Consider the following 14,938-nt stretch of genomic DNA (forward strand, 5'->3'; position numbering starts at 1 on the left):
AATGACCGGAAGCCCAATCTTCCGGCCATTTTTTATTGTAAGCCTCAGGCGATAGTGACTTTCTTGTCTAAGTACACATCCTGAACGGCGTTAATCAAACTCACACCGTCTTTCATCGATTTCTTAAAGGCTTTTCGTCCCAGAATCAATCCCATCCCGCCAGCACGTTTATTGATAACCGCCGTGCGCACAGATTCCTGAATATCATTTTCGCCTGCCGCACCACCGGAGTTAATCAATCCGGCGCGTCCCATATAGCAGTTCGCCAGTTGATAACGCACCAGATCAATCGGGTGAGCCGTCGTCAGTTTGGAGTAAACCCGTTCATCGGTATAGCCGAATTTAACCGCTTTGTAACCGCCGTTATTTTCCGCCATTTTCTGTTTCACGATATCTGCGCCAATGGTCGCAGCGAGATGGTTCGCCTGGCCGGTTAAGTCGGCGCTGGAGTGATAATCCATGCCGTCCTTCACAAATGCGGGATTGCGCAGATACGCCCATAAAACTGTCACCATACCCAGTTCATGCGCGCGCTCAAAGGCTGCTGAAATTTCTTCTATCTGGCGACGAGATGCTTCTGAGCCAAAATAAATGGTCGCCCCCACAGCCTGCGCACCAAGATTAAACGCCTGTTCCACACTGGCATACAGCGTCTGGTCATATTGCGTTGGATAACTCAGGGTTTCATTGTGATTGAGTTTGACCAGGAACGGGATTTTATGCGCGTAGCGGCGCGAAACGGAGGCCAGTACACCGTAAGTCGACGCCACACAGTTACATCCTGCTTCGATCGCCAACTCAACAATATTTTTAGGATCGAAATACAGCGGATTCGCAGCAAACGAGGCACCGGCGGAGTGTTCTACACCCTGATCAACCGGGAGAATCGACAGATAACCGGTACCGGCTAACCGCCCGGTGTTATACAAATTTTGCATCGCAGCCAGTACGCGCGGAGAACGGTTATTGTCGATCATCACACGGTCAACAAAATCGGCACCCGGCAGGCACAGCTGGTCTGAAGTGATGGTGGAACATTGATGCTGAAGAAGTGAATCGGCTTCTTTGCCTAACAACGCAGTGATATCAGTCATAATGGACTCCGTTTCTGCTCTGTGCGGGACACAAAGCGGTGAATGATATTTCTTTACCCCACTATGTATAGACGGATTATGACCAATTTGTGTGACTCACGCTGCGGTTATGCCTCTGTTTTAGTCCATGCGATACCCGTAAAAAAAACCGGAACAGCATTTTTGCCGTTCCGGTTATTTCTCTCAGCAGTTGGCTGCCAGGGTTCTGAGCAATCGCTCCAGACCTTTACGCTGCTGCGCCGGGATCTCCCCGCCTGCGGCATAACCGGCGTTTCGCATGATGCTTTCCTGCAGGCCCACCAGCCAGTCGTAGATGTAAAATGCTGTGGTATTGGTCGGCGTGGCCGAAAGTTTTGTCAGACGCCGGGATGACTTCCAGCTGGCAACACTTTTCTTTGGCTTGGCAAAAATCTTATTGCCTTTATTGATACGGCTTTCCGGGCGTTCGGCTTCCGCTTGTTTCTCAAAGCCCAGCCAGGCCACAAAATCACCCAATACCGTCAGGGCACGTGAAACCTGACGATCTGCATGATGTTCATGTTCCCGTGCCCCCGCTGATAACGCACCGCCGAGTGAACGCACCAGCGCCTCGCCCATGTTCAGACGGAAACTGGCGGTAATCAGCTCCTCCATCAGCAACTCGACGGTCGGTTTAGCCACGCCAAGCAGGGCGATCAGCGGTTCGTTTTCCGGCAAGCTACGCAGATGGTTAATCCAGTAACGCTGTACAAGGCGCGCAAACGCCGTGCCGTCGTCCGGTTTTTCCTGCCAGATCTGCACATCCTGCGGCTCGGCAAATAAATCGATATCAATACCGATACCAAAACTTTCCGCGCCAGACTCATCCTGCTCACCCGTTTCAGTTGGCAGACCGGCATGCTCATGATAAATACGGTGCAGTTCATCGCGGCCGGGCAGCAGTTTTTCCAGCAACTCACCGTGAACGCCCGTGCGGGTTTGCAGCGCCTTAATGACGGTCTGAACTGTACGTTGTTTTTGCGCCGGATCAGCCGCATCACCCGCCTGATACCAGCGTCCAAGCAGATTATCCGCCAGTTCACGGCGCAGCTCATCACGCATTTCGTTCAGGCGGTTCAGCCGGATTTCCGGGCGAATTTCTGCCACAAGATAGTCGGCCATACGTTGCAGACCACGATCATCCATGGCCAGCAGTGCGCCCCAGGCATCACCCGGATTGCCCACATGGCGCTGAACGGCCTCGTCGAAATGCGCTGATCCGCTCACGCGGCGATCGAAGGGGGTTAATACCCACACCAGCCCCGGTTTACGTCGGCCACGCACCTGCGTGTTTTCACCGTGCATTTCCTTAACCCAATGTTCCAGTGTGCGGCCCACGGCTGCCACATCATCACGTACGTCAGCAGCCGTGCAGACCATCAGCATGTTCATTTCGTGACGATCGGTATAGCGCTCCGGCAGGTAAGAAATTTTTGCGCGGAACAGGGCGGAATTTTCATCATCACCGCTTTCATCCGTCAGAGCGCCATGACCGGGCAGATCCAGTAAATCGATCTGTTCGAACAGCACTTCGCGCGGAGGTGAAAGCAGGGGAATTTGCACTTCAGAGGCGAGCATGGTCAGTTCACCCAGTGACAACGTCACAGAAGGAGCGCTGTCATCACCGAACTGCGGGCAAACCGGGATCTGAATATCCCAACCCGGCGACTGGCTGAATATGCCTTCCGCCGGTTGCATGGCCTCATCAACCAGAATACTCAGCGGCGCCAGCAAGCTTTCCGCACCGCTCAGATGTTGCAGCGTGTGGGCGTAATGGCGGTAGGCCGCCGTCAGCGCCGGTTGATTACCCCACAACAGGGAGAACAGACGGGCACGATCATCGATGTTCAGATAAGGCGCGAGCTTGACTGCCACCGGCCAGTAATGCGCATTCAGATGGCGGAAGCGGCGCGGATCAAGGCGAATCATAGAATCCCATAATCCCATCATCTGTTCGCAGGTAAAACCGTCTACCGGCTCCGGCTGGCGATGCATCATCAGTTTACTGAGATGTTCAGTGATTTGTTGCGTGTCCGCCACGTGATAATGGCTGTCAGGGCGGAAAGCACGGATCACGATGCGGGCAAGATCGGCTTCATTAATCAGCAGCACACGTACCGGAAATGCGCGATCCCGGACGTCGGCCTGGCGGGTAAACCGGGTGGCGAAACGTGCCACGCGGTTCCCGGGATTAATCTGCGTCAGATAATCGAGCGTGACGCCTCCGAGACGGGTTTCCAGCCGCCCGTAGTTACCGGCGGCCAGCGAACAAATCAGATACGATTTCCCGGCCTGAGAGTGCCCGTAAAAACCCAGCGCCGGCGGTAACTCACAGGCCAGCGCCAGACGTTGGGCTTTCTCGCGGCAGCGTATCAGCTGCAAATTCAGCCGGTCGGCTTCCAGATCCAGACGCGGGGCCTGGGCGCGGGTGGCATCGACCCAATCCAGTGCCTCGCCGATGGTGTCAGAGACCGCCGCAAACTGACGTTGCAACACGTTGGTGGTCAGACCGGCATATGTTTCTGTCGTGCTTGTTGTCATGAGACGAATACGCTCCCACTGTCGATCCAATAATGGCTCTCGCCCAGTGTATTTAGCCGCAGGCGCAGGTGATGGGCAGGCACTTTGGTGCCGTTATCCAGCACCGCGCTGGCAATATCAAAAAATTCCGGCGTCGGGTGGTCTTCCCCTTTTTTTACCGCCAGTTTTACCCGCAGCACACTGTCTCCGGCTACTTTCCGCGCCAGTTCAGGCTCGGCGACTGACAGGGTATACAGCGGCGAGGCGGGCCAGCGGTCATTTTCCAACTGACGGAACCCCAGACAAATGGCACCGCGAATACGGAAACTGGCCGCGCTGTCGAGCTTGTAATCGTGGGCATCCAGATCAATATCGCTGTAACAAACGTTATCTTCGGACAGCACCTGGTTGCCGTCGAGCATACCGAGATAGCGTACAGTCGAATACGGCTGGAAATCACCGGCTTTGAAATAGAAGCCAGGCAGACGCAAATCCAGCGCCAGCAGGCACAGCATGGCGCCAACGGCTGCGGTGGATTTCGGGTTGTCGATACGCCCGAGCTTGTTAAACGGATACCAGCCACTGGTGTGATAACCATCAAGCGACAGCATGCGGTTGATCGGCAACGGTTGCAGATGGCGGAACAGCGCCTGAATGCCAGGGAAGCGTGAAGGGCGGCCGGTCAGCAACAACACGTCGCAATCATGCAACGACACCACTTCGCACAGCGACCGCAGATTCTGCGTAATGCTCATGCGGTTGGATAAAAACTCGCTGTGCAGTCTGCTCAGTTTCAGTACCAGCGGCACCTGTAAAATGTCGAACACCGCCGAACCGGCAGGCAGAACACGCTGGATTTCGGTATGCAGATAATCCAGCATTTTCAGCGTCGGTGCCTGCTCCAGCAGTTCACCGAAGGGCGCATCAATTTCTGCATGTGTATCCAGCGGATCAAAGCGTTCATAAAATTCCAGCACTGACCGCGCCAGCGGAATAAAGATTTGCAGCGTACTTTGCTGACGCAAGGTGGCATGGCCATCCATGCGACCCTCGCTGCCAAACAGGCGCGTCATCAGACCATCAGGATTGGCCAGACCGGCTTTTTTCAGCGCCGCATGTAAGGCAGGTAATATATAGAGCTGAATGATATCCAGCAGAATATCGTCACCTGCCACTTTAAAACCTTCGCGAAACAGCAGACGCGGGGTAATTTTGACGTTATTGCCCATCCCGTCGTCGAGCCAGTATTGCGTGATGGCCAGATCGGTCGTCCCGCCGCCGATATCAATCGAAGCAATACGCAGCGTTTTGCCCTCGGGCTCATCGTCGGCCAGTTCGCGGTCAGGGCGCGCCATGCTGGCAAAAAACTCGCCGGTATGACCACCGAAATTCACCTGTGTTTCGTTGTAGAGATACACCATTTGCCCGCAGGTCGCTTCGTCCCATTCCATCTGGACGTCCGGCACCGGCATGCTGCTTTTGGCTTTGTCAGTCTGGCTTTTAAACGCGTCGTCAGACGGGTGCCAGCCCATAGATTTCCACACCAACCCGATGGCTTCCTGCATACGGCGGCGGAAAATTTCACGCTCCGGTTTCGGCATCGCCGAGGGCAATGTCAGAATAATATTGCGCAACTGACGCGGCGCGGAAGAACGCAACATACGGGTGCGCTGAGCCGGGCTATTGATTTGCATCAGCGCCTGCGCCAGCAGTTCAGACAACATCAGCGTCATCACCGAGCTTCGGCTGTAATGCGCGGAAAATACCGGCAGGCGATCTTCTGCTGGCAAATCAGACAGCGGCTGACCGTCGTCATTGATCAGGAATGTCAGTGGCATGGCCGCCGCGACCGGCTCGGTCACCGCACCGTGGCCACCCTGACTGAAACGCCAGCCCGGCGTATAGCTGTCTTCATCCCATAAATAGCGGCGCGGACTGGAAATCCCGGTCGATCCTTCCGTGCCTTCGCGCAGCAGTGCCAGACGACTGGCTTCCCGTCCGGCGCGTAAAATTGACGGCCAGATAAAAGCATCATCGCGGCCGCTTTCGACGGAGAAGTTCGGTTTACCAAAGCGCGCATGGGCAAATTCGACCCGGCTTTCGAACAGCTCGTTATAGAGAAAATGCGGTTCTGAGAGGTCGCGCAGTTGCAGTTCGCTGGTCTGCTTCAGGCCATCGGTTTCACCCACATGGTCTTCCACCAGAATGCCGCAGGTATGCGAATTACCGACATCCAGAATCAGATCGACGTTGATCGCCGGTTCCTGCAAGGTCGCGCCGTTGATCTTGAGCTCAGGAATGCTGAGCTGAGTGCCGAGCATTTCCAGCAGATTCAGGTAATGCGCCTGATATTCGAATTCACGCAGGGCGACTTTAATATTGCGCGCTTCCCGCTCTTCACGCACAGCCGACTGCTCGGTGAATACTTCCCGTAACCAGCCGTCCACCCAGGTCTGATCGAGGAAATCAGGCAGTTCTTCGTTATGCCACGCCAGCGCAAAACTGATGCCGTTTTTCACATCATCCGGCGTCGGTGCCAGCTGAGTTTGTTCGCTATCGCCTTCCGCCACGCGGGTATCAAAGGCAATCACCACGCGGTGTGTGCTGCCATCGGCTTCCGGTGTATCAAGCTCACGGATTTGCACCCGCGCCCAGTTATCCGGGCCAGCCATAAAAGTGCGCGGCGGATTGAAGCGCAGAAACGGCAATGGCAGCCAGATCTGGTCGAGCAATTTGAGCGACTGTTCCAGTGGAAAACTGAACTCAGGACGCACCACTTCCGGCGCGCCGCCCTCCAGCCCCGGTAAAAAGTGACGACCGTTTTGCGGATTATAATCCAGGCGCAATAACGGGCCGTTGGCGCTCTTGCGCACAAATTTAGCAGGCAGGCCGTCATCCCATACCGGCTTCAGCGCGAAGTCGAGAAACTGAATGCCGCTGTCCCGGATCAGGGTAATCTTTTGCTTAAAATCTGTAATGGTTGCCAGCATGCTGTTATTTACCTTCGCGCTTGATGGTCATTGGGTAAACCGTGTCGCCGGTATAACGGCCCTGACACACGGCAGCGCCAGTCGCGCCCTGAGTACAACTGATTTCCGGCATCTGATAACGGGAGCCGTCGCTGCATTTCGCTCTGTAGCGGCTGTTAATCACCAGATTCCCTGATTGCATCAGCCCGGCATTCACCGCCGCGCGGCAGGTCACGCCTGCACCGTAAGTAATTTTCACTGTACCCTGACCCTGTTTGAACTGATAACGCAGCACCGGCGGCTTACCGGTAACCGGATCTTTGATATCGACCACCACATTCCAGTTACCGTTGAGGAATTTGGTCGAGCCGATTTTTACCGCGTCGGGCGGCATCACCAGAGCATTTTTGCTGACCGGCACAGGCGCTGCGGGTTCAGCGGCAACCGGCGTTTTTTCCACTTCCGCAACCGGCGCAGGGGAAGGCACCACCACCGCAGCCGGAGCAACCGGAAGCGACGACGGTGCCGGCGCTTTCACTTCAGGCGCTTTCACTGACTCAGTCACCGGCGGCGGGGCGATCACCGCAGGTTCCGCAGCCGCCGGTTCCGGCACTTCGTTCTTCACGGTTTCAACTTTTGGTGCAGGCGCGCGGGAATATACCCAGCCTGCGGCAGAAGCGGCAACAACCAGCGCAGCGACCGGCAGTGCCCAGATAAGTGGCGATTTTTTACGGCGCGGCGCGGCGACCGGCTCCGGCGTCGTACTTTCCTGCTCAGCCGCACGGGCTTCAATAGTTTTGATCACCCGAACGGGTTCAGGCTTTTCAACCACCGGTTCCGGCGCTTTGATTTTTTCTGCTGCCAGCGACAGCGTCGGCAGAGGTTCATCAGCTTTCAGCGTATTACGCAATGCGGCGAAAGCATCAGGGTTACTGGTGCTCTCGAGGCTAACGAAGCCCCAGAATGTCAGCACCGGCTGGCCGCCGACCAGGTACACATGGTTTTGATCCGGAAAACGAAAGGCTTTTTCCAGTAACGCGCCAAAAAACTGTGTGGCTGATTTTTCGGAAGATTTTGCTGCTTTGCTGATTTGTGACACGCTGTCGAGACAGTTTTCCAGCTGGCGCAACGCCGACGCACGCGCGGCATCGGTGGCTGCGGCCCAGGAAACAACTTTGCCTTCACGGGGGGAGTACCAGTCGAGGCGGTCACCGGCCTCGTTAAGCTGCGGGATCGCCAGACAGTCAGCAATGACAGGTTGTTTACGCAGACGTAAGGTTTCGCGTAATTGCAGAGCTGATGCGTAAACCGGTTGTCCGTTTTCGCCCAGCGCAAGGATGTCATTGAGACTGCCACTGCGTAAAAATGATTTTGCCACGCCTGAATAGCCTTTATGGGTTTTGCCCTGCATCAGCGCACGGGCAGAAAAGGTTCATGATGCTGACACCATAAGCGATTTAAGCGAAATCAAACGGGGGAATAAGCGACAAAAAGCGTGGCTGTTTATGGCGTGGGGACGGGAAAAGGAAATGACGGCGGGAGGGGCCCCCGCCATCCGGATCAGGCGCGCAAATCCAGCTGTTCAAGAACAGTGGCCAGATGTTGCCGGTCATCACCGGCCAGAGACTGCAGCGGTAACGGCAGGCAGGGTGCGGCAACAATACCCAGAATTTCCGCTGCGGCAGCGACAACGCGCAGGCTGCCGTGCTGGCGGAATAATGCCCAGAGTGGTTCCAGCTGTGCCGACAATGCCTGTGCCGTCCGGGCATCGCCTTTTTGCGCCGCACGGGTGATCGCCAGCGGAATTTCCGGGAACAATCCGGCAATCACGGAATACCAGACATCACCGCCTTGCGTCAGTACAGTAGCTGCCGCCAGATCGCCTGCGGCACCAAGCGTCACATGAGAAGGAACAAGCGGACGCAGTTGTTCGAGGCGTTGGCGCGTGGTGAGCGGATCGGCTGAAAGTCCGGGAATCTTGATGCTGGCAACATGCGGTAATTGCGCGATGCGCGCATACAGCTCGTCGGTGAAATCGAAATTCGTCGTTCCCGGATTATCATAAACACACAATGGCACCGAAAGATGGCGGGTGACAGTCTCATACAAGGTAAATACTTCGTCGCTGGTGAGTTTCTGATACGACACCGGCGCCAGTAGCACCGCGCTGACGCCGGCCCGCTGGGCATCTTCTGCCAGATGCAGCACATCAGAAGTGCGCACTGAACCGATACTGACCATCACAGGAATACCCCCGGCGTGTTCCACCGCCAGCCGCGCAACACGGTCGCGCTCACTGTGCTTCAGATAGGCATAACTGCCCGTCGAGCCGAGCGCACCGATCGAATCCACACCGGCGGCAACCAGGCGCTCCATCAGCCTGACAAAGGATTTCTCATCAATACCTTTTTCAGTCAGCGGTGTAAGAGGAAAAGCACTTAATCCTGTGAACATCGGTTTCTCCCAAAGGGGGTAATTAACACACGTTATCATAGAGCAACGGTTCATTTTTTGCCTGAAACGGATGAACCCGCGTCAGGTTTAAGCCGCAGCATATCCAGCCAGCCAATCAGCGTCAGCACGGCAATAACCACAAAGGAAATTTTAAAACTCATGCCCGGAATATCGTCCCAGTGCATCAGACCGGTCAGTTGCTCACCCAGACGTGTGCCCAGCGCCCCGGCGGTGATCCCAAGCCCGACAGACAGTTGCAGCACCGTGCTGAACAGGGTGTTGGCATCAGCCATTTGTTTCGCTGGCACATCGGAAAACGCCAGCGTGCTGATGCCGGTAAACTGCATCGAACGGCTCAGGCCGCCGAGAAATAACAATAACATCACCAGCCAGTCCGGTGTACCCGGCGTCAGGAACGCACAGAACAACAGGGAGAAAACGCTCAGCAGGCCATTAATCACCAGCACCGGCCGGAAGCCAAAACGACGGATCAGCGGCGTAGTGGCCGGTTTCATCGCCAGATTACCGGCAAATACCGCCAGCACCAGCAAACCAGCATGGAAGGGGTCCATGCCAAACCCGACCTGCAACATCAGCGGCAGCAGGAAAGGCACGGCGCTGATGGTCACACGAAACAGCGAACCGCCCCCCATACAGATACGAAACGTCGGAATGACTATCGCCCCGAGGTGAACCATCGGCGCGGGGGCGCGGTAAAGATGCCGGATAGCCAGCACCGAAAGCACCACACCCGCCGCCAGCAACAGTATGGCAACAGTCCATAAAATGTGGTCCTGACTGATCAGCTCCAGACCAGTCACCAGCGAAAGCATCGCCAGCCCGGTCAGCACAAACCCCGACTTGTCGAAATGCTTCGGCTCAGCGGAAGGCGCCTGCGGGAACAGACGCCACGCCAGCATCATCGCGATAATCCCAAGCGGCACATTGATATAGAAAATCCAGTGCCATGAGGCGTAATGAGTGATAAATCCGCCAAGCGGCGGCCCGAGGATCGGTGCCACCAGCGCAGGCCAGGTCAGGGTAGCGATAGCTTTAATAAGCTGCGGTTTCGGCGTCGTTTTCAGCACCGTAAGACGCCCGACAGGCACCATCAGCGCACCGCCGATCCCCTGAATAATACGCAGAATGATGAATTCACTGACGCTGCTTGCCATGGCACAAAACAGCGAGGCCAGCGTAAAGACGGCGAGGGCAAACGTGAAAACATTGCGGGCGCCAAAACGTTCCGCCGCCCAGCCGCTGGCGGGGATCAGCACTGCCAGCGTGAGCATATAGGCACTCATCCCGGCGTTGAGATCAACAGCAGACACCCCGAAGGAAATCGCCATTTGCGGCAGTGCCGTGGCAATCACCGTACCGTCGATAAACTCCATGAAAAAGGCGGCGGCAACCAATAAAGCAATAACGGAGATCCCGGAATTAACGCCGGACGCTTCCTGCGGATGCTCTGACACATCCGGTTTACTGTGGCTCATTATGTTCTGTCCCGGAAAAAAACCACTCGCTGCAAGGCACAGCAAAAGATAGATGATAAGTATTAAACCTATCACACACCTTTAGCTGGGTTATAGATCAACGGAGGATCAAAAAGAGCGATTTTTACGCTTAGCTGACCGCAGTAAAAAACTCCCCCTGTAACTGACAGGCGAAATCACTGACATCTTCCTGCAGACACAGCGTGACATCGGCAGAAAAACCTCGTCGTATGAGTTCACGTGCGGAGCCGCAATTAGCAAGTTCTTCCAGCGTGAGGTTTTGATAAACCGCCTTTGCCGCGCGGGCTTCTGCTGACCACCGGCGATTTTGTAAACGTGAAATCAATCCCCCTGCAGCGACCAGATCTTCAAGCGCCGGACGAAGACTGTTGTCCGGCCATTTTTCACCGGCGGGGATCACCAGAATGCGCTGATATTTTTCGCAGGCACGCGCAGTCGCGTTGAGATTGCGCAGGCAGGCGGTGAAAATCGCCGCATTGTGTATTTTGGCTTTAAACGTCAGCGCCGATCCGTTCGGCGAGGGTAATACCAGCCGCGTTCCGGTAGCCATCTCCTGAAGGGAGCAGGGCGAAAGGGTAAAACCCGGCCCCTGAAAACGCCGGTCAAACTGCGCACACTGTGCATTTCGCTCAGCAGCATATTGCTGCGCGCTGGCGTCCTTCCATGGATAGGGGAATATCACACCACCGCGTTCATTCGCTACACTCACGCAAGTAGAAAACGACATCACATCAATAATCACAATACAATCGGCCTTAGCCGCCAGATGCTCCACCGCCTGCGCCCCCCATTCCAGACGCACGTCAAAATCAGCTTGTAAGAAATCCGTCATCAGGAATTATCCTCAGGTGTGCTTTTTCCCCTCCAGATATCACTATCATTTCATTCCCTGTGGTGACGTTAGTTTTTTAACGGCATTCACTGGCAAGTTTCCTGAATAACAAAGCAAGAAAAAGAGGGTTTTTCGGGCTGAACATTCACTACACTGATTAACACGTTTTAGTTGTTCGCCTGCATCAATAAAACAAGACATCAGACAATATTCAATAGGGGATGTGAATGAAAAGTGGGGATTATTGCCGACTGCTACTGCTGGCGGCGATCTGGGGTGGCAGTTTTCTGTTTATGCGGGTGGCGGCCCCGGCGTTCGGCGCCATCAATACGGCGTTTCTGCGGGTACTGTTCGGGTTTGTCGGGCTGGTAGTGATCCTGGCGGTCATGAGAACGCCGCGTAATTATCAGCATAAATTTGGCCGCTCGCTGCTGCTCGGAGTGATCAACTCCGGTCTGCCTTTTCTGATGTATTGTCTGGCAGCACGTTGGTTACCCGCAGGGTATTCCGCCATTCTCAACGCCACCACGCCGCTGATGGGTGTCGTGCTTGGCGGTTTATTCTTTCATGAAACCGTGACGCTCAAAAAAGCGTTCGGCGTGCTGACTGGCCTGTTCGGCATTACCTTGCTGACCACCACCGGCAGCGCGGAATCGGTGCCGCAATTACTGGCGGGCGTCATCGCCTGCCTGGTGGCGACCGGCTGTTATGCGGTGGCTGGTTTCCTGACACGCCGCTGGATCACCGAACGTGGCGGGCTGGATCCCAAACTGGTGGCGACCGGTAGTCAGCTCGGCGCGACGCTGTTCCTGTTACCTTTTTTCCTCTATACCTCAGCAACCGAAGCGCCGGTCAGCTGGGCGCAGCCACTGGTCTGGCTCTGTGTGCTGGCGGTCGGTTTTATCTGCACGGCATGGGCGTACATCTTGTATTTCCGTCTGATAGCCGATATCGGCCCGCTGCGCAGCATGACGGTGACTTTTCTGATCCCACCGTTCGGTATTCTGTGGGGTTATCTGCTGCTTAATGAAAAGCTATCGGAAGGTTTTTTCGCGGGCGGCATTCTGATTTGCGTGGCGGTGTGGCTGGTCCTCAGCCCCGGAAAGTCAGTGACGGGAAAAACAAAAACGCCCGCGCCTGAAACCCGATAAGTTCCGGCGCGGGCAGGGGATCAACCGAGGTATTCGATAATGGATAATCCGCCGTTATAGTCGGTGCTGTAGATAATCCCCTGCGCATCGACAAACACGTCGCAGGACTGAATCACCTGCGGCCTGCCAGGCCGTTTATCCATCATGGTGGCGGGCGCAGCAGGCACCAGCGCACCGGTTTCTTTCGGCTGGTACGGATTGCTGATGTCGTACGCACGTACACCCGCATTCTGGTAGGTCGCGAAAATCAGCGTTGAACTGATAAAGCTGCCCGGCCGGTTTTCATGCAGATTATGCGGTCCGAAATGCGCGCCTTTGCTGACATAATCCCGTTCCCCGGGCTGCGGGAAGGTCGAAATACTCACCGGATTCGACGGCTCGCGCACGTCAAACAGCCAGATCAGCTTTTCGCCATCTTCCTGATTATCCAGCACCGCTTCGTCGAGTACGACCAGCAAATCCCGGTCCGGCAACGGCAGCGCGGTATGCGTGCCGCCGCCAAAGGGCGGGCTCCAGTTGCGATGCGAAATCAGCTGCGGCGCGCTGCGGTCTTTGATATCCAGCAACGTCAGACCACCGTCACGCCAGCTGGCGTAGGCTGTATCTCCGCTGATAATGGCATGGTGCAGCGCATAACGTTTACCTTCCGGCCAGTCAGGCGTTTCACCGCCTGCGGTATGCATGCCCGGCAACCACCAGCGTCCGGCGACCTGCGGATTACGCGGGTCAGCCAGATCGATAGTCAGGAAGATGTAATCACTGTAGCCATCAATCAGGGCTGAAACGTACGCCCAGCGCCCGCCGACATACCAGATGCGGTGTACACCGATGCCATCCAGACCGAGAAAGCTGATTTCTTTTGGCTGATCGGGCACCGAAATATCAAAGATACGCACACCGGCACTCCAGCCACGCTGTTGCGTACCCTGAACCGTTTCGCTGACGGAACGTGTGTAATAAACCTTTTCATCGGCAAAGCGGACATCCGCGAACAAATCGCGGGCATTGATCACCAGCAGCAAATCGTCATGTGCCTGTAAATGCACATTCCAGGTGCCCGGCGGCGCAGGGACAAAACCGGCGGAGCGCGGTTTTTTCGGGTCCCGCACATCCACAATGGAGAAACCCTGCGAGACCATGTGGCCGATATAGGCGTAACCGCGATGAACCATTACCTGGACGCCATCGGGTTTTCCACCCTGATCGCTGTGGCCGATCAGCCGCATATTACGACTGTATTCCGGCGTCGGGAGAGATTGCATTGTCATCATCCGGCCTTATTTTTTGTGCTGCGCTTCAAGAGTGGCGAACCACGGTGCGATGAAATCATCAGATTTGCCCCATCCCGGGATCACTTTCGCCAGCGATGCCACGTTCACGGCATCAGGGTTGCTTGTCAGCAATGCCTGCGGGATAGCCGCCGCTTTGAATTCATACGTCTCAGGGGTTTTCTCACCGGCAATCTTGTTGGCAACCAGACGCAGGTTTATCGCGCCGATCAGTTTCGGATCCACCGCCACGCTCAGTTTCCACGGGCTGTTGGCCGCGCGCATCAGGCCGATATCCTGATTGGAAATATCGATACTGTAGAGTTTGATTTCAGTGCGGCCATTCTCCTGTAAGGCTTTATATGCGCCCTGACTAAAGGCATCCCAGGTTCCCCAGATCGCGTCGATTTTCCCTTTCGGGTATTTCGCCAGCAGCGCGCCGATTTTATTGGCGGTATCGCCCTGAACATCCGACGACACAGCACCGACAGATTCCAGCTCATGAATGCCAGGATGGGCGGCTAATACTTTTTTATAGGCATCCTGACGACGTTCCATCGGCGGGAAACCGGCCACCCACAGTTTGACGATATTGGCTTTGCCGTTGGAATCTTTCACCAGTTGCCCGACAGAAAGATCGGTGAGCGAGGCGTCATCCTGTTGGGTCACGGTCACACCGGGAATATTACCGTTCACGGCGGTATCAAACACGGATACCGCGATGCCGCTGGCCGTAATGCGTTTCAGCAAATCGGTGGAATACGGGTCGCGCCCCTGTGACAAAATAATGCCGTCGTATTTCTGACTGATGGCCTGATTCACGAAGTCCTGAAATTTCGCATCGTCACCATTACTGAGGAAAGTACTGACCTGGAAGCCCAGCTTGCGGCCTTCCTGAATAACACCGGACAAAAACTGCGTAGTGTTATCGTCAGACCCTAAATTGCGGATCACGGCAATGCGCACCGGCCCCTGGTGATCGGCGATAGCTTTCGGTACCGGCGCGGTTTCTGCCGCAAAAGAAGGAAAAACGGAGAACAGACTTAACGCCAGTAACGACGCGGAGAACAGTTTCATGGTTATTACCCTGTGTGGTTAATCATCATTTAAACGGG

Annotated in this window: 10 protein-coding genes; 1 reads left to right on the forward strand and 9 read right to left on the reverse strand. The window is 55.5% G+C overall.

What is annotated here, in order from left to right; translation table 11 throughout:
* Positions 1 to 44: 44 nt before the first annotated feature.
* From fbaB to ETV65_RS14710, 7 genes are all read right to left on the reverse strand, one after another.
* On the reverse strand, positions 45 to 1,094 hold the full coding sequence (gene fbaB, locus ETV65_RS14680) for a class I fructose-bisphosphate aldolase (RefSeq protein WP_129953557.1): 1,050 nt from the start codon (positions 1,092 to 1,094) through the stop codon (positions 45 to 47).
* A 183-nt stretch (positions 1,095 to 1,277) separates the two neighbouring features.
* Positions 1,278 to 3,653, reverse strand: a complete 2,376-nt coding sequence (locus tag ETV65_RS14685; protein ID WP_129953558.1) for a virulence factor SrfC family protein — start codon at positions 3,651 to 3,653, stop codon at positions 1,278 to 1,280.
* On the reverse strand, positions 3,650 to 6,622 hold the full coding sequence (locus tag ETV65_RS14690) for a virulence factor SrfB (protein WP_129953559.1): 2,973 nt from the start codon (positions 6,620 to 6,622) through the stop codon (positions 3,650 to 3,652). Before ETV65_RS14690 ends, ETV65_RS14685 begins: the two co-directional genes overlap by 4 nt.
* Positions 6,623 to 6,626: 4 nt before the next feature.
* A complete protein-coding gene (locus ETV65_RS14695) occupies positions 6,627 to 7,979 on the reverse strand; it encodes an SrfA family protein (RefSeq protein ID WP_129953560.1) in 1,353 nt (450 codons plus the stop codon).
* Between the two features lie 182 nt (positions 7,980 to 8,161).
* Positions 8,162 to 9,055 (reverse strand): dihydrodipicolinate synthase family protein, encoded by an 894-nt coding sequence (locus tag ETV65_RS14700; protein ID WP_129953561.1) that lies wholly within the window; start codon positions 9,053 to 9,055, stop codon positions 8,162 to 8,164.
* A gap of 50 nt (positions 9,056 to 9,105) precedes the next feature.
* Positions 9,106 to 10,551: an MFS transporter gene (locus ETV65_RS14705; protein ID WP_205951591.1), complete on the reverse strand. Its 1,446-nt coding sequence runs from the start codon at positions 10,549 to 10,551 to the stop codon at positions 9,106 to 9,108.
* A 130-nt stretch (positions 10,552 to 10,681) separates the two neighbouring features.
* Positions 10,682 to 11,404, reverse strand: coding sequence for a 2-phosphosulfolactate phosphatase (locus ETV65_RS14710; RefSeq protein WP_129953562.1), 723 nt, complete (start codon positions 11,402 to 11,404; stop codon positions 10,682 to 10,684).
* A gap of 227 nt (positions 11,405 to 11,631) precedes the next feature.
* Between ETV65_RS14710 and ETV65_RS14715 the strand changes: the two genes are divergently transcribed.
* Positions 11,632 to 12,555, forward strand: a complete 924-nt coding sequence (locus ETV65_RS14715; RefSeq protein WP_129953563.1) for a DMT family transporter — start codon at positions 11,632 to 11,634, stop codon at positions 12,553 to 12,555.
* 20 nt (positions 12,556 to 12,575) lie between these two features.
* On the opposite strand, the gene ETV65_RS14720 is transcribed toward ETV65_RS14715, so the two are convergent.
* On the reverse strand, positions 12,576 to 13,823 hold the full coding sequence (locus tag ETV65_RS14720; RefSeq protein WP_129953743.1) for an LVIVD repeat-containing protein: 1,248 nt from the start codon (positions 13,821 to 13,823) through the stop codon (positions 12,576 to 12,578).
* Between the two features lie 9 nt (positions 13,824 to 13,832).
* Entirely contained in the window at positions 13,833 to 14,900 is a 1,068-nt protein-coding gene (locus ETV65_RS14725) for a sugar ABC transporter substrate-binding protein (protein ID WP_129953564.1), read from the reverse strand.
* Positions 14,901 to 14,938: the final 38 nt, after the last annotated feature.

Origin of the sequence: Rahnella sp. RFA10(1/100) (assembly GCF_004195115.1) — a bacterium.
Classification (GTDB): Bacteria; Pseudomonadota; Gammaproteobacteria; order Enterobacterales; family Enterobacteriaceae; genus Rahnella; species Rahnella perminowiae.